17 protein-coding genes and 1 pseudogene are annotated in these 17107 nt (G+C 30.6%); 3 read left to right on the forward strand and 15 right to left on the reverse strand.

What is annotated here, in order from left to right; translation table 11 throughout:
• Positions 1-88: 88 nt before the first annotated feature.
• From AAID94_04865 to rpmH, 12 genes are all read right to left on the reverse strand, one after another.
• Positions 89-526 (reverse strand): META domain-containing protein, encoded by a 438-nt coding sequence (locus AAID94_04865; protein ID XAK23184.1) that lies wholly within the window; start codon positions 524-526, stop codon positions 89-91.
• 9 nt (positions 527-535) lie between these two features.
• Positions 536-2128, reverse strand: coding sequence for a methyl-accepting chemotaxis protein (locus tag AAID94_04870; protein ID XAK23185.1), 1593 nt, complete (start codon positions 2126-2128; stop codon positions 536-538).
• Positions 2129-2224: 96 nt separating this feature from the next.
• On the reverse strand, positions 2225-3757 hold the full coding sequence (gene purH, locus AAID94_04875) for a bifunctional phosphoribosylaminoimidazolecarboxamide formyltransferase/IMP cyclohydrolase (protein XAK23186.1): 1533 nt from the start codon (positions 3755-3757) through the stop codon (positions 2225-2227).
• Positions 3758-3759: 2 nt separating this feature from the next.
• Positions 3760-4692 (reverse strand): J domain-containing protein, encoded by a 933-nt coding sequence (locus tag AAID94_04880; protein XAK23187.1) that lies wholly within the window; start codon positions 4690-4692, stop codon positions 3760-3762.
• Between the two features lie 10 nt (positions 4693-4702).
• Positions 4703-5473 carry a DnaJ family molecular chaperone gene (locus AAID94_04885; GenBank protein XAK23188.1) on the reverse strand — a complete coding sequence of 257 codons (771 nt, stop codon included), beginning with the start codon at positions 5471-5473 and terminating at the stop codon, positions 4703-4705.
• Entirely contained in the window at positions 5470-7656 is a 2187-nt protein-coding gene (gene purL / locus AAID94_04890; protein ID XAK23189.1) for a phosphoribosylformylglycinamidine synthase subunit PurL, read from the reverse strand. Before purL ends, AAID94_04885 begins: the two co-directional genes overlap by 4 nt.
• Positions 7657-7666: 10 nt before the next feature.
• A complete protein-coding gene (mnmE, locus tag AAID94_04895) occupies positions 7667-8995 on the reverse strand; it encodes a tRNA uridine-5-carboxymethylaminomethyl(34) synthesis GTPase MnmE (GenBank protein ID XAK23190.1) in 1329 nt (442 codons plus the stop codon).
• Complete coding sequence (locus tag AAID94_04900) at positions 8988-9839, reverse strand: Jag N-terminal domain-containing protein (GenBank protein XAK23191.1); 852 nt, start codon at positions 9837-9839, stop codon at positions 8988-8990. The genes mnmE and AAID94_04900 overlap by 8 nt, the downstream gene beginning before the upstream one ends.
• 3 nt (positions 9840-9842) lie before the next feature.
• Entirely contained in the window at positions 9843-11438 is a 1596-nt protein-coding gene (gene yidC / locus AAID94_04905) for a membrane protein insertase YidC (protein ID XAK23192.1), read from the reverse strand.
• Entirely contained in the window at positions 11435-11779 is a 345-nt protein-coding gene (gene yidD, locus AAID94_04910; protein ID XAK24783.1) for a membrane protein insertion efficiency factor YidD, read from the reverse strand. The genes yidC and yidD overlap by 4 nt, the downstream gene beginning before the upstream one ends.
• Positions 11776-12102: a ribonuclease P protein component gene (gene rnpA / locus AAID94_04915; GenBank protein ID XAK23193.1), complete on the reverse strand. Its 327-nt coding sequence runs from the start codon at positions 12100-12102 to the stop codon at positions 11776-11778. The genes yidD and rnpA overlap by 4 nt, the downstream gene beginning before the upstream one ends.
• Complete coding sequence (rpmH, locus tag AAID94_04920; GenBank protein XAK23194.1) at positions 12099-12233, reverse strand: 50S ribosomal protein L34; 135 nt, start codon at positions 12231-12233, stop codon at positions 12099-12101. The genes rnpA and rpmH overlap by 4 nt, the downstream gene beginning before the upstream one ends.
• Positions 12234-12371: 138 nt before the next feature.
• Here rpmH and AAID94_04925 point away from each other — a divergent pair, with 138 nt between their 5' ends.
• Genes AAID94_04925 through AAID94_04935 form a run of 3 tightly spaced genes read left to right on the forward strand, consistent with a single transcriptional unit; the run spans position 12372 to position 14649 of the window.
• Positions 12372-12851, forward strand: coding sequence for a GNAT family N-acetyltransferase (locus AAID94_04925; protein XAK23195.1), 480 nt, complete (start codon positions 12372-12374; stop codon positions 12849-12851).
• Positions 12848-13456, forward strand: coding sequence for a uracil-DNA glycosylase family protein (locus tag AAID94_04930; protein XAK23196.1), 609 nt, complete (start codon positions 12848-12850; stop codon positions 13454-13456). The genes AAID94_04925 and AAID94_04930 overlap by 4 nt, the downstream gene beginning before the upstream one ends.
• Positions 13453-14649: a hypothetical protein gene (locus tag AAID94_04935; GenBank protein ID XAK23197.1), complete on the forward strand. Its 1197-nt coding sequence runs from the start codon at positions 13453-13455 to the stop codon at positions 14647-14649. The genes AAID94_04930 and AAID94_04935 overlap by 4 nt, the downstream gene beginning before the upstream one ends.
• Here the strand turns inward: AAID94_04935 and AAID94_04940 are convergent.
• The 3 genes and pseudogenes from AAID94_04940 to AAID94_04950 form a co-directional block, all read right to left on the reverse strand.
• The gene (locus tag AAID94_04940) at positions 14641-15015 is read right to left on the reverse strand and encodes a YbgC/FadM family acyl-CoA thioesterase (GenBank protein ID XAK23198.1); all 375 of its coding nucleotides are present in this window, start codon (positions 15013-15015) and stop codon (positions 14641-14643) included. The two genes, AAID94_04935 and AAID94_04940, sit on opposite strands and share 9 nt — an antisense overlap.
• A gap of 275 nt (positions 15016-15290) precedes the next feature.
• A pseudogene (locus tag AAID94_04945) lies at positions 15291-16555 on the reverse strand (hypothetical protein).
• 41 nt (positions 16556-16596) lie between these two features.
• A complete protein-coding gene (locus AAID94_04950) occupies positions 16597-17106 on the reverse strand; it encodes a hypothetical protein (GenBank protein ID XAK23199.1) in 510 nt (169 codons plus the stop codon).
• Position 17107 lies beyond the last annotated feature (1 nt).

Genomic DNA, 17107 nt, shown 5'->3' on the forward strand with positions numbered 1-17107 from the left:
CTTTTTTGATAATAAAATTATAATTGTATCATTTTTTAGCTTTTTGTCAAGCCGAAGAAAAACACTCCTATATTAGGAGTGTAGTGTGTTATTTAAAGAATATTTCCATCTCACCGTTATTAAGGATTAATTTACCATTTTTATTTGAAATTGTAAAACTTCCTTTAAAATTTGAAAGAAAGGCATTTTCAAATTCCATAACTTCTAAAGGATGGCAAAGCATTTGAGTTGACGCAACGCGATCTCCTTGAATTTCTAAAGTATTTTCATTGCTTTGATAAGAACCAAAGAAACGATTACATCCTGCATAACCATAAAATTTATTATTTTCAAAGCTAATATTTGGATTTTCTTCAGCATTTTTAGGATCAAAGGTTTTACCATTGACTACAATTTTATCTATTTCAAAAAGCTGATTTTGCATAAATTCATTGCTGATTTTAGAAGTTGATTTTGAATTTACAGAAGTGCTAGCGCAACCGGCAAAAAAAGCTGCAGCTAAAACAATTTGCAAAGTTTTTTTCATATTTTTCCTTTAAATTTGAAATTGACTCAATTCGCTTTCTAAATTATGACACACTATTTTTAACTCATCTGCGACTTGAAGTAAAATTTTAGAGATTTCCTCATTTTTACCGCTTGCCTCAACATTTTCTCGCATATGCATAAGTAAATTTTGAATATTTTCTTGCGAAATTTTAATCCTCTGAGTACATTGAGTCACAAGATTTTTAGAATCTTGATTGCAAAGTTTTACTTCGTTTGCACTATTTGCAAGCAAATGGGTATTTTCATTGAGTGAAAAAATACTATGAGAATTTTCCTTAAGTTCTTTAGCAACTTCTTGTATACTCTCTAAGAGTTCTTTGATTATAAGTTCTACATTATGTAAAAATTCCTCACTATTGTTAGCTAAAGTTCTAATATCTTCAGCAATGACAGAAAAACCCTTACCATAACTACCTGCTCTAGCAGATTCTATGCCGGCATTTAAGGATAAAAGATTGGTTTTATCCGCTATTTCGCTCATCATTTGTGTGGCTTTTTGTATATTTTGTGCATATTTAACCATATTTTCAATTTTTAGTGCTAAATCATTTTCATTTTGCACCAAATCACTCACTTTTTTATCGATTTCAAGAAGTGAATGTATCATCTGATCTAAAAGCTGGTAAGATTTATCATTTGCTTTATTTGCATCACTAGAAAGGTTAGATATTTCATCTAAATCCTTCCCTATATCAACACCTAGCTTAAAGCTAGAATCTATCTTTTGATGGCTAGAAGTTGAAATTTCATTAAGTTCTATTGCATTAGAATTTAAAAGAATGCTTTGTTTTTCCACATTTTTTGAATTAAGACTTGCGCTGCTTACTGTTTTTTGCGTTTTTTCTATAAATTGGTTAATATACTCGCATGCTTTAGCGATTTCATCACGCCCTTTAACTCGTATCCTAGCTCTTAAGTTTCCGCTTCCTTGTGCTAATTCTTTAGCATGACTTAAAAGTTCCATAATAGGATTTCCCACAACTATTTTAAGCACAAAAAGTACCACTATAAGCGTAAAAATCAAAGCTATAGTAAAAATCACTATATAAGATCTGCTCGTTTTTGCAATATCTTTTTCTATGTTTTCTAAAGAATGATATACATCCATAACACCCAAAACACTGCCCAAATTTGCATTAGCATGACAAGCTATACAACTCTCATCTGCGATCAAAGGACGGATAAGCCTTAGGTGATTAATATTATCAAGCTTTTGCTCTAAAGAGATTAAATTAGGTTGAGTAAATTGATCTATAATAAGTTTGTCTTGTGAAATTTTAGGATTTTTAATCTCAAAGAGCTCTATGGTTTCTTTTGAAGGATAAATTTTAATATCACTAATGCCCTCAATCGTTTTAGCATCTTCAATAGCTTCTTGAATTTTTTCAGGATCTCCTAAATTCATAGCCATTCTCATGGTTTGAAAGACGGAAGAACTAACAGTGTTTAAATTAGATTTGCTCATCTTATCTGCGGTATTTTTAAAGTCTAAATTTAAAATCAATTGCATAGCAATAAAACTTAACAACAAAACAACAAAAATTGCTGCAGAAACTTTAAAACCTATAGTTCTAAACATCTTTTTTTCTTTCTTTAAGAATTTATTTTATTTTACTTTATTTTTGTTTAAAATTATTTAAATAATATAAATTATATCTTATTTTAACACACTCAATTAATGTAAAAAATGTCTCACTCCTGTAAAATAAAGCGCTATACCGTACTCATTTGCAGCTTGTATCACTTCATCATCTCTTATGCTTCCACCTGGTTCTACTATGGCTTTAACCCCTACTTTACTTGCTTCATCTATGCTATCTCTAAAAGGAAAAAAGGCTTCGCTAGCTAAAACACAACCTTGTAAATCAAGACCCATTTCTTGCGCTTTAGCAATAGCTGCTTTAGCTGCATCAATCCTGCTTGTCATACCCATTCCTATGGCTACCATAGCGCCATTTTTTACATAAACAACATTGTTTGATTTTGTAAGAGCTGCAACTTTCATTGCAATCTCAAGATCTTGAATTTCTGCTTGACTTGCTTCTCTTTGACTTACAAGCTTGGCATTTTTAAGCTCATCTTCACCCACTTCATCGCTATTTTGATATACAAAGCCTCCATCTATATGTTTAAAATCATAACTATCAAAACTTCTAATCAAATAAGGACTCTCTTGAGTAAAGATTTTAATACGCTTTTTACCCTCAAATACAGCCAAAGCTTTTTCATCTACATTGGCTGCGATAATCACTTCTACATAAATTTCATTGATCTTATTTGCTAAAGCCTCATCAAGGGTTCCATTTATAGCAACTACTCCTCCATAAGCACTTATACTATCGCATTTTAAAGCATGTGTATAGCTTTGCACTAAATTTTCTTTTATCGCAAAACCACAAGGATTTCCATGTTTTACAATAGCAATAGCAGGAGCCTTATCAAAACTGCTTGCTAGATTTAAAGCTGCGTTAATATCGGTAAGATTATTAAAACTTGCCTCGCCTTTTAGGGCCTTAAAATTGGTACTAAAAAAGGCATCGAATTCATACAAAGCGCCTTTTTGATGTGGATTTTCGCCGTATTTTGTATCAAAAACCTTTTGACCTACTATAAATTTACTCGCTCCAAAGCCATTATTAAAGCGCTCATTCATATAATTTGCAATATAAGAATCATAATTTGCTGTATGCTCATAAGCCTTTATCATCAAATTTAGGCGAAATTTCTCATCATTTTCACCCTTTTTTAAAACTTCAATTGTCTTTTCATAATCAAGCGGATCACAAAGCACCATCACATCTTTATAATTTTTAGCCGCACTTCTTATCATCGCAGGACCGCCTATATCGATATTTTCTATGATTTCATCAAAATCATCTGTCATTATAGTGGTCTTTTTAAAAGGATATAAATTCACACAAACTAAATCAATGCCTAAAATTCCATTTTCTTTTGCTTGCTTGATATGATTTTCATCACTTCTTTTATGTAAAATTCCGCCGTGAATTTTTGGGTGCAAGGTTTTTACGCGTCCTTCAAAAAGCTCAGGACTTTTTGTAAATTCACTCACTTCAACAACCTTTACTCCATTTTCTTTTAAGAGTTTAAAAGTACCGCCCGTTGAAAGTAGCTCAAAGCCTAGATTTTCAAGCTCTTTTCCGAATTCTACTATACCTTCTTTATCACTCACACTTAATAATGCTCTCATTTTTACTCCTTTAAATACTTTTGTAATTTATCATAATTCTTTTGCAATTCTACAAATTGATTATGTGCTTCTTTCTTCTTATGCGGTGGCACAAGATCAGGGTGAAGTTGTCTTGCTAATTCTTTATAATGTTTTTTTAAATTTTCCTTATTTAATGTTTCTTGTGTTAAATCAAAGATTTTTAACAGTATATCAAGTTCATTTTGTTGAAAATTATCTAGTTGCTCTTGTTTAAAAAAATCTTTACCTTGTTTTTTTTCATATCCTTTGTTTTGATTTAGTATTTTATAAGCTCTCATATAAAGCAAACTTTCTGTTTTTTTAAATAAAAAAATCATTCCCAAGCTAACAATATTAATAGCAATACAAATTCCAAAAATATTAAAAATATAATTATAATTTATTCTTTTTATATTAGTAATTTCTTTATAATACCCACTAAATTGATGCGCAATTAAATTGATAACATCAAAATAAAAAAATACAATAAATAAAATAGTTAGAAGCGTCACCCATATTAAAGATAGAAAAAATTTAGTATTCCAAGATAAATATTTAAAGACTATTATACTACATTTTATAGGATAATATATAAAAGCCTTTGTAAAATAATATGGTGCAAACATAAAAGTAGCCAAAGAATAACCAAGAATTTTCCAAATATTGTCAATTAGCCTAGATAAAATTGCTTCAGTGATAAAAATGACAACATTACCAATAAGAGCAATTAGCCAAGCACTTATAAAAAAAACCAAAATAGCCGCAACTAAACTTTTTTTATCAAAACCTAAAAAATATAAAATTTCACCCAAAACACCCTTAAAGTAATATGCTTGCTGTGCGATAATCAATCCTCCAGCAATACAATAAACAAAAACACAAATACGCATTATAGTGACAATTATACCCAAAGTCACATACAAAAACGCTTTCATTTTATTTCCCTTATTTTTCTAAATGCTTTTTGATTTTTTCATAAGCTTCGTTGATTTTTTGAAATTTTTCTACACCTTTTTTAAGCTCTTCTTCGCTGACATTGTTTGCATTTAAAATATCAGGGTGATATTTTTTAGCTAAAGCTCTGTATTGTTTTTTTACCGCGTTTAAATCCGCATTATTTGAAAGCTCTAAAATACGATAAGCCTCATCAAGGCTTAGTTCTTTTTTGGTACTTTTTAAATTTGAAATACTTGCGATAAAATTATCAAGCTCACTTTTTGCAATATCAAAAGCTTTTGCAATCTGCTCTAAAATTTCACGCTTTTTTGCGCTAAAATCTGCATCAACCAAGGCCATAAACACAAGCACACGAAGCACATTAAAGCGTTCATTTTTCGGCAAAGGAACTTCTTTTAAAAAATCTTTTGCCACATAAAAAGCATCGTGGATATTTTCTTTGTGCTCATTAAAACTTGCTTTTAAAAAAGCCCTTTCTCTTTCATCTTTGGCGTTTGCATCTAAAATTTGGCTGATCATTTCCGCTTCATTTTCACTTACCCTACCATCACTTTTTGCTATCTTTGCCAAAAGTGCGATAACATAGTAATTCATACGCCTTTTAAATTCATCTATCCTCTCTTCCATGACTCCACGAGCAAAGCCTTTGGCAAAACCTTTAGCTCCTCGTGTAGCTGAGTTTAAAAAATCTTGCTTCCCCCAAGTTTTATAATACCAATAAAACACCAAGATAGTTAAAACGATTAAAACAAAAATCATTGAATTTGCTCTTTAAAGCTATCAAAATAAAGCTTATTAAGCTCATCTTTACTTAAATTTATATTATCAAGTTTAAAACTTTGTTCTTTAGTACTAAAACCTAGTTTTGTAGCTTTTACACCCAATTCTTGTGCTAGCTTTAAAAATGCGTCTTCATTTTCTTTATCAAGACCTACGATGGCACGGCTAGCACTTTCATCAAAAATCATTTTTTCATCACTAAAGCCACTGTTTAAATTTGCACCCACGCTAGAAATAGCAAACATCTTTGCTAAAGTCATAGCAATACCACCTACACCCACGCTATTAGCACATTCAAGTAAGGAGTTTTGATTTGCCATATAAAGCAAATTCCAAAGTGCAAGTTCAGCCTTATAATCAAGCTCTTTAAGATCGCCTGCTACCTTTTTATCTTGTATTTTCATAGCCATTGAAGCTGCAAATTCTCCAAAACTTTCACCTAAAAGATAAACCATGGTATTTTCTTTTTCAAAATTTGCTTTTAGAGTTTTATTTGCATCTTCTAAAACGCCCACATTAACTATAGTTGGACTTGGAAATATGCTAACGCCCTCGGTTTCATTATAAAGTGAGACATTGCCACTTACCACAGGAGTGTTTAATTCTTTACAAGCTTGTTTAATACCTTCACAACCCTGTGCAAATTGCCACATCACTTCAGGATTTTGAGGATTACCATAATTTAAACAATCGCTAATCGCCAAAGGTTTTGCACCCGTGCAAGCTACTTTTCTACCTGCTGCTGCGACTGCTAAAGCGGCTCCAGTTTTAGGATTTACATAATTTAAACGCGAATTACATTCTATAGCCATTGCTACACTTGCACCATTTTCTTTAATGCGTATCACACTCGCACCTAAAGCTCCATCTGCTTTTATGGTATTTGTTTGCACACTAGAATCAAACTGATCATAAATAAAGGCTTTATTGTTAATGTTTTCATTTTTTAGCATTTTTTCAAAAAGCTCTTGTTGAGACATTTTGAGCGTAAAGCTATAATCTTTAATTTCATTTAAATATCTTGGCTCGCTTACAGGACGATCTAAAATCGGTGCTTTTTCACTCAAAGGATCGATAGGTATAAGCCCTACAAGCTCATCATGCCAAAAAAGTTCCATTTTTCCAGTATCTGTTACTTCACCCATAACCACAGCGTCCAAATTCCATTTTTTAAAAATTTCTATAACCTTATCTTCATAGCCTTTTTTAGCACAAATTAACATTCTTTCTTGAGACTCACTAAGCATTAATTCATAAGGCGTCATACCGCTTTCTCGCATAGGAGTTTTATCAAGATAAAGCTTCATACCGCTACCACTTCTTCCTGCCATTTCAAAAGAACTTGAAGTAAGTCCTGCTGCACCCATATCTTGAATACCCACAATATAATCTGTTTTAAAAAGCTCCAAACAAGCTTCCATTAAAAGTTTTTCACTGAAAGGATCGCCAATTTGAACGGTAGGCCTTAAACTTTTACTTTCTTCATTGAAGCTATCGCTTGCCATTACTGCTCCACCTAACCCATCTCGACCTGTTTTAGAGCCCACATAAATCACAGGATTTCCTATACCTTCAGCCTTAGCGTAGAAAATATCTTCACTTTTGCAAATACCCAAAGCAAAAGCATTGACTAAAATATTTCCATTAAAACATTCATCAAAAGCACACTCTCCACCTATGGTTGGCACACCCATGCAATTTCCATAATGAGAAATTCCATTTACAACGCCTTTAACAAGATATTTTTGATGTTTGCCACATTTCTCATCATGGATATCGCCAAATTTTAAAGAATTAAGCCCTGCAACTACTCTTGCGCCCATAGTAAAAACATCACGCAAAATCCCCCCTACTCCTGTGGCTGCACCCGCAAAAGGCTCTATAAAACTAGGGTGATTATGACTTTCTACTTTAAAAACTGCTGCCATGCCTTGACCTATATCAATAACCCCTGCATTTTCACCTGGTCCTTGAATCACCCAAGGAGCTTTGGTTGGAAAACCATTGAGATATTTTTTACTAGATTTGTAAGAACAATGCTCGCTCCACATCGCAGAAATAACACCTAGCTCAAGTAAATTTGGCTCACGCCCTAAAATTTCTAATATTTGCTCATATTCTTCATCGCTTATTTTATGTGCTTTTATTGTTTCTTTGTCCATTTTTATCCTTTCATTTTCCTAAACAAAAATTACCAAACATTTCATCTAAAATTTCATTTCTATCGAAATCTTTAGTAAATTTTGCAAGTTCGCCAATAGCTAAATTTAATTCAAAGGCAAACAACTCTAAAGAATTTTCACTGAGTAATTCTTTAGCCCTTAAAATAGCCTCGCTTGAAATTTTGCAAGCATTAATAAGAGCAATAGAACTAACTAAAAATCCATCGCTATCTAGTGAATTTAAATATTTTTCAAGCTTTTCTTTTAAAATTTGAATATCGTTTTGAACGCTAAGTTCTATAAAATCAATATCACAAGGCTTATCAAATTGACTTTTTAAATCGCTTTTATTTAAAAGATAAAAAATCTTTTTATCACTTTGACTTAAAAGCTTAAAAATATTTTCATCCTCTTCATCTTTTTTTCTTGAATTATCAAAAATAGCCAAGATAATATCTGCATCCTCAATACTCTTTTTGCTAAGTTCTATACCGATTTGCTCGATTTCATCTTTGCTTTCTCGAATTCCTGCGGTATCGATAATACGCAATAAATGCGTACCTAGCTTAAAACTCTCTTCTATGGTATCACGAGTCGTTCCAGCTATATCAGAAACAATGGCTCTTTTGTAAGAAAGTAAGGCATTTAAAAGAGAGGATTTTCCTACATTAGGCTTACCCACAATAGCAATTTTAAAACCCTCTATCAATCCTTTTTTGCTTTCTGAAAGTGTATAAATTTCTTTTAAAATTTTAGAATTTTCTTCGCACATTGTGCTAATTTGCTCTAATAAATCAGAAGGCAAATCATCATCAGCATAATCAATATTTGTTTCTACAAAAGCTAAAGTTTTTACCAAATCTGTGCGAATTTTATCAAGAAGTTCGCCTAAACTTCCTTGCATATTTCTTGCGATAATCTTTGCCGCATTTGCAGATTTTGCTAAGATTAAATCCTGTATATTTAAAGCCTTTAAAGGACTCATTTTACCCTTTAAACAAGCTCTTTTACTGAATTCTCCAGGTTCAGCTAATCTTGCCCCCAAGTTTATCAACTCTTCAAGCAAAATTTCACTTACACTAAATCCGCCATGTACTTGAAATTCAACTGTTTCTTCGCCTGTAAAACTAAAAGGGGCTTTAAAATAGATCACAATAGCTTCATCAAGAAATTCATTTTTTTGATTAAAAAGCTTTGTAAAAGTTGCATAGCGGGGGAAAAGTTCATTTTTTTTGATTAATTTTAGAGCAAATTCAAGCGCTCTTTCCCCACTTAATCTTATAATAGAAATAGAACCCACTCCATGGGCAGTTGCAATCGCTACTATAGTATCATTCATCTTTTTTAAAAAAATCGTTAATTACAACATATCTTTGATCGTTGTTTTGTTTAATGCCTACATATTTATTTGGAAATTCGGCTCTTAATTTTTCTAAAGCAATTTTAATCAAAACTCCATCTAAAGGCTTTGTCTGACCTCTTCCATTGATTTTAACTTTTTCAATCACACCTTGAAGGTAAATTTGCATTCCTTGAATTTGATTTTCTAAAAATTGTGCAATTTCAAGGCGAACTAAGAGATTGTATTTAAGATTGATCCAATTATGTAAAAGATAAGAAATAGCTTTATAGCGATGAGCCTCTTTGCCGATTAGTAAGGCTGCATCATCACCATCTAAACGTATAAAAACACTTTCTTCATCATACATTCTTAACTCTACTAAAGAGATATTAAAGCAAGTTGATTTTAATAAATGTTCTAGTTGTATACGAATTTCATCTAAAATATCTTCCCTATTACGGGTTTCTCTGCTCTCTTTATGAAAGCTATCAAAAATTTCATCGCTTTTGACAACATATTTCTCTTTAGGTTTAACTTCTCTAGTCTCTGTCTCAAATTCTTTTTTATTGTCTATTCTATTTTTATCATCAAATTTGCGATAGGTTTTTTCATGACTCTTATGAATATCATTTTTATGCGCATTAAAATCTTTTCTAGAATTTTTTTTGCTATAAGGCTGTTTTTTGGCTCTAGCCTCAATGATAGCATTCTTGCGCCAAAAACCCAAAAATCCATTTTTTGAATGCTGGATGATTTCATATTCTAAATCTATAACCGAGCACTCAAGACTTTTAGAAGCTTCTGTTAATGCACTTTGAAGATCTTTTGCTTCGATTCTCATTTTTTACTCCGCTTGTTTTTTATGATGCTCTTTTGCAAACATTTTATTGATTACCCATTGTTGTACCAAAGAACAAAGATTGTTAATAAACCAATAAAGGGTAAGACCTGCTGGAAAAGTAATAAAGAAAAAGGTAAAAATGATAGGCAAGAATTTCATGATTTTTGCCTGCATAGGATCTTGTATAGTCATAGGGGTAATTAATTGCTGTATAAACATTGTCACACCCATTAAAATAGGCAAAATAAAATAAGGATCCATTACTGATAAGTCATGTATCCAAAATGCCCAAGGAGCAGCTTTTAGCTCTATAGCATTGAGCAATACACGATAAATAGCAAAGAAAATAGGAATTTGTAAAAGTATAGGCAAACATCCACTCATAGGATTTGCACCATGTTTTTTATAAAGTTCCATCATATGCATATTCATTTTTTGAGGATCGCCTTTATAACGCTCTCTTAATTCTTTCATTTTAGGTGCTAAATCTTTAAGCTTATTCATAGAAATCATAGATTTATAAGTCAATGGAAATAAGATTATACGAATAATCAAAACCATTATAACAATAGCCCAACCCCAATTTCCTATATGATTATGTAAAAAATTTAAAAATTCAAACATAGGTTTGGCTATAAAAGTAAACCAACCATACTCTACAACAGCTTCAAGACGCGGATCTATAGATCTTAAAATCACATGTTCTTTAGGGCCTATATAACCACCAGCTTTAAATTCATTATCACTCATTGCAAATACCAAAGGATTATCCTGAGCATCTTTGCTAATAGTCACATTTAAAGGTTTATCAAAATTGTAAAAGAAAGTGGCATAATATCTATCAAAGGCTGAAGTCATCCAAGCATTTTTTATATTTTCATCTTTATCCATATCGCCATCTTCATAAGTATGGATGGTTTCTTGATCATCCATAACTAAAGCTCCATGAACTGTATAGCTATCCACTGCTATACTTGGACGATAACCTGGACTTATAAAATAATTTATATTTTTACTTAATTTAACTTCAATATCATAATTACCTTTAGAATAAAAAGTTATTTTCTTTTCAACAAGTAAATCTGAGAGCTGTTGAGTCAGTTTTAGCGTCTTGCTACCATTTTCATCGATAAAAAGTTCACTCATATCCGCAGTATAAGGCATGCTGAATGCTTGAGCATTAACAGTAGGATCACTAAAGCGTATCTCTAAAGGATAAGGCAAATTTCCCTTGCTTATAAGATTGATAGGCTCGCCTTTATCATTTTGATATTTTTGATCTTGAAGATAAAAATTTACGATTCTACCTAAAGAATCAATCTGTGCTTCAAAATGCTCACTTTTAATATCAGCGATTATTTTATCTTGAGGTATTATATTGCTAGTTGCAGTCAAATTTAAATTTGCTTGAGCGCTTTGCTGTGGGGCGTTGATATTGGTTGCATTTTGAGAATCAGCTTGCGCGGTAGTAATATTTTTTTCTAAATTTATTTGTTGTTTAGGTATAAAAAAATAATCATATACAACAAAAAATAAAAAAGAAATAACTACAGCCAAAAGAATGCGTTTTTGCTGAAAAATATTATTCGAATTATTCACTTATTTGTCCTTTGAAAGATAATTTTAACAAGATAAAAGCTTTTATCTTGATGGTGGGGTATATATAAAAAATAAAGCTGTTTTTTCGCCAAAAAAATAGGCTTAAAACATAAATTGCAAGAAGTGATATTTTTAGTAATTTTTGGATAGTCAAATCCCCCTTTAAAAAAAGGATTGCATTTTAAAATTCTAAAAAAACTTGAAAAAAATGCAAGAATACAATTTCTTTTTTGAAATTGCCAAAAGGCGTATTCTGAACATGTGGGATAATATCTACAAACAGAGGGTTTTAAAGGGCTTAAAAATTTTTGATAAAAGCGAAGAGTTTTTAAACATACTATTTTAAACATTCTAGTTTTTTTAATCCCCATTTTAGATTTTTTTCTAATCTAGAAAAAGGAAATTGAGTGATTTCACTTTTGGCAACAAAAATATATTTTCCATTTTGAAGCTTGTTTTCAAATTGAGTAAATAAAGCTCTTAAAATACGTTTTGAGCGATTTCTAATCACTGCTTTTCCAACTTTTTTACTAGCAACAACTGCCATTTTTTGCTCATTATTTTTAAGATAAAAGATGATAATGCCATCGCAATACCACTTTTTACCTGTTTTATATACGGCTGAAAATTCTTCGTTTTCGCTGAATTTACCAAAAGTTTTCACACAGCGAGTCTTTTTCTACCTTTAGCGCGTCTTGCGTTGATCACCTTGCGACCATTTTTAGTTTTCATACGAACGCGAAAACCATGAGTGCGTTTTCTTGGAGTACCATGTGGCTGATAAGTTCTTTTCATTTCAATTTTCCTTAAAAAAATATAAAATAAGCTTGTATTTTATCTTAATCTTACTTATAAATTGCTTTTAATTAAGAGTATTTTTTATTTTATTTTGATAAATTTGCAAAATCAAATCAACAAAGGAATATTTAAAAAATGCCAAAATTTGAAATCGAAATACTCAAGCGTGAAGAATTGGATATTTTACTTGAAATGATTAGAGAATTTGCACAATACGAAAAAATGGAAAATTCTTTGCAATGCTCAAAAGAAAAACTTGAAACTTCTTTATTTGACAATCAATTTGCCCGAGCATTTTTGCTTAAAGAAGATGAAAATATCATAGGTTATATGATTTATTTTTATACCTTTTCATCCTTTTGGGGAAGTGGTGGAATTTATTTAGAAGATATCTATATAAGAAAAAATTTTCGTAAAAAAGGTTATGGGCGAGCAGTTTTTAAATTTTTGGGACAAATATGCAAAAAAGAGAATTTAAAAAGACTTGATTGGGTTTGTTTAAATGATAATGTTTTGGGTATAAATTTTTATGAAAGCCTAAAGGCAGAGCATTTAAAACAATGGCGCAATTATCGCTTAAGTGAGGAAAATTTAGAAAAACTTTGTAAGTTATGATAAGAACTTTACACTATCTAAAGGCCATGGGTTATGATTTTACGGATGAGAATTTAAAACGCTATTCAAAAATAGAAAATTTTAAAGATTTAAGAAAAAATATCCAAGAATGCACTCTGTGTCATTTTTCCAAATCGCGTTGCTTTACACTCATGGAAAAAGAGATCAAAAATGCCTCTCTTATGATAATTGATACGCTAGCACATAAAAATGAAAATGAAAAAGGGGTTTTATTAAATTCAAAAAAAGGAGAAAGATTAAAGTTTTATCTCAAAGAAATTTTAGGACTTTGCGAGAAAGAATTTTATTTTTCGTATCTTTTTAAATGTTTTTCTAATGGAAAATTTGATGATTTTTCGCTACAATCTTGCTTGCCATTTTTTTGGAATGAATTAGAACTTGTCCAGCCTAAAATTATTCTTTGTTTAGGTGAGTATCCTTTTAAAAGCTTAGGTTTTACAGACTTTAACGCTCTTAGAGGGGAAATCTTTGCTTATAAAAATTTCTTTATAATGGCAAGTTTTGAGCTTGAATTTATAGAAAAAAATCCAAGCTGTGAAAAATTTTTTATACAAGATTTAAAAAAAATTAAAGGATTTTTATGAAGAAAATATTCTTAATCTTATGTTTATGTTTTGGTATTATTTTTGCTAAAGAGCAAAAATTAGTCGATGTTAAACCTGCTGAAAATTTTTATCCAAAAATAAGCACACAAGAATGTGACTCAAACTGCCTACTAGAACTTTTAGAGGCAAGGCTTTATCTTAGTTTTTTGAGCGAATTTGTCGATCAACATGATCAATTTTTATCAAATATTTATGCCAAGCTTTTAAATTCTATCACAGACTTCGATAAAAATTTACAAAAAATTACCTCTGTAAAACTTGCTATTATCATACCTGAAAAAACTATAAAAAGTTACTCTAATACCATAATCAACTCAAGTATTGCCTATCTTTTAAGTCAAAGGGCGGAGATTAAAGTAAAGGTTTTTTTAACCGGTACAGAAGATGGTGATAAAATTCGTTCAACACTCGAACAAGTTCAAGCACAAGGCTATCAATACGCTATTGCTGCACTGACTCTTAAGGGTGTAAATCAATTAAAAGATTATTCGGGAAATATGAAAATTTTTATCCCTACTCTTCATAAAAATAATGTTTCTTTTTCAAATTTAAACAAAAATATAATTTTTGGAAGCATAGATTACGATGCTCAAGTGTTAGCACTTTTAAACAAAGCAAATTCCGATATAGCGGCTTTTAGCGATGGATCTATGCTTTCGAGTAATTTAAATTCTCGCGTACTTGAACAAAATGCAAATACAAGATTTTATCGTGTTGAGGGAGAAAAACTTGATTTTTATAGACTCTTACGCTCGCAAGGCAGTTTAAATAATACTTCAATATTTCTCAACACTCCTTTAATCAAAACAGCACTTATAAGCTCTCAATTACGCGTATATAACATCCAACCTTTTGTACTCTTATCAACTCAAATCAATTATAATCCTACATTTTTAAGTCTTACTCAAGAAGGAGACCGTAAAAATTTTATTCTTGCAAATTCTATCGATAATCACGATGATAATTTATCATATCTAAATGAAATTTTTAATCAAAGCATAGATTATAACTGGATAGCGTATGCTACGAGTATAGGAACGGATTATTTTTATACTCAATTTTTAAATACTGAAAGCAATAGTCTTTTTGATGAAAAAATTCAAAATTCTCAAATTTTATATAAAGTTCGCCTCATGAAAGGAACTAAAGCTAGTTTCGAAGAATTAAAATAATTCTTCGAAAAGCTTTTTAATTTCTATATCTATCTTAGCAGGCTTCTCATTTTGAATATACGCAAGGGTAAGTTCAACTTTAAAAAGCAAAATCTCATCTCTATAAATCTCTTGCGCAATATCAACTGAAGCATTTTTTATTTTTAAAAGCTTTGTTTTAACCTCTATAATATCACCAAGTTTAGCTGACTTTATAAAAAAACAATTTGCTTTTGTTAATAAAAAATGTCCCTTGTTAGCATCAAAAATCGGTGCATTTTTAGCAAAAAAAATTTCACTTCTTGCTCTTTCGCAAAATTTTAAATAATTACTATGATACACTACTCCTCCAGCATCTGTATCTTCATAATATATGCGTATTTTCATTTTAGAATCCTTTTGTCAAAAATTCAAACAAAAACTAATGTATCAAAAAATATGTTAAATTTTTCTAATTTTAAACATATCTAAATGAAATTTTATCCATATTTAAAAAGTAATCAAGCTTTACATTATTATAAAAATTAAAATTAAACTGCAGTTTTACTTTTTAAGATATCTTGAAGCTGCCATACAAAACAATATCAAAGAAGATAAGATTCTTTTTGAGAATCTTACCCTAAAAGCATTGGAAAAGTATATTAAAGATTTTGAGTGATTTTTTAATCTTTAATGCCATTTTCTTCAGCAAATTTGAGTATCTTAGCTCTAAGTTCCCTTGGGAAATTATATCTATAAATAGCAGGGATTCTTGGATCAAGGAGTTTATCAAGCTTATGTCTTTTATAAATAATTTCTAGTCTTTCAGGGCTATAGTATCTTGGTGCATTAGGATAGCCTTGAGGAGGAGTGAGGGCTGCGAGTTTAGCACTTAATACTAGGGTATCTTTGAATAAAGTGGCTTGTCGATCACCCCAATCATTTGGAATATCAGCATCGAATCTAGTTTCCATTCCATTTACATATCCATCCATATAATGATCAAATTCTTTCCTGCTTTCAGGAGTAGAATCCACATCTCTTGGATCTTTTAATTTACCTTTTTCAATATCATCATATAAAGCCCAAATGATTCTACCTTCTTCATCATAGGCAAAATCATATTTATTTAAATCAATCGTCCAATCTGCTCCTATAATCTCATCTAAAAAAGGTAGCATACCAAATTCATCTAACAAACTCTCATAATGATGATCGTGTAAATCGTAAATCATTTTTGCTCTAAGCTTATTCCAATGTTGCCCTGTAAGAAAAGAATTAGAACACAATACTGCTAAACCTAAACTCTTAAAAGCATTTTTATCTCCAAATTGAGCTTGTAAAAATAAAGCTTGTTGTCTTGCTTTAAATCCTACAGCGGCTGTAGGACTAGCTCTCATATCTCCTAGAAGTAAAGCAGCTAATTCCCATTCATTAAAGAAAGAATAAGATTTTAATGTTCCACGATGAGAACTTACTTCATCATAAATATAGGCGTATTCTTCATTGATTAAATATCCTTTTTCATCTACATTACAATAAGCATCATAGGGTATATCTATAACCACAGATCTTAATCCACTTCTTATTGCCAAATACTTACATCTTTCTCTTTTAGTTTTTAAAGATTTATAATAAGCTTTTTCTGCTTTAGTCCAAGGAGCTATAGCTCCTTTGATAGGATCTTTTAAATATATGCTTTGCCAATCTTTAAATTCAAGTAAAGTGGATTTCTCTCCTGTATAAAAGTTAGGATCTAGATATATTGGTTTATAGTCTTTGTAGGGGAGTTTCGTTTAATGTCGTGTGCTTCAAACAAAGCTTTGGAATATTCTTCGGTATAATTGCCTGTGGGTTTAGCATTTCCTGAAAAAATGATTTTATTAGTATCTTTATATACATCCATTATCAACCCATTGGGTGTATAAATCTCATAAGTTTCGCTCATTATTTATCCTTTGTAAAATCCAATGTAAAATCCAAATAAACTCATCTATTAATCTCTCCAATCCATCTAAGTATATTACCCTTATCATCAATTTCTACTTCTAAATCTTTGTATTTGTTATAAAATTTAGGAGCTAAGATTTCATTAAAGTATTTTGTGCCTTTTTGAGTGCGAAAGCAATTGATATTATACATATCCCAATTATCCAAATTCCCCCAAAAATCGCCTTTTGTTGCATGATTTACTAAATTATCATTATAAGAATAAATATAATTATCTCTAAAATATTTCCAAGTTTCATATTTATTTTCTTTTTTGTATTGTGATAAATTAGGAGTTTTTGTATTTGCATTGTCCATTTTATGGTATGTGCAACGCCAAAAATCAATACAATCATCTAAAAAAAGTTGTCCTACAATAGCTACATAATCATCCGCATAATGATTTGCTAATTTATATAAATTTGAAAAATCAAATAAATAATCAGCAAAAATTGTTTCATCCATTTCTGCTTCGTTATCAAAACTTGTCAAAATTGTCATTTCAAACAAT

The sequence above is a fragment of the Campylobacter coli genome (assembly GCA_039516895.1).
In the GTDB taxonomy this organism is placed as follows: Bacteria; Campylobacterota; Campylobacteria; order Campylobacterales; family Campylobacteraceae; genus Campylobacter_D; species Campylobacter_D coli_B.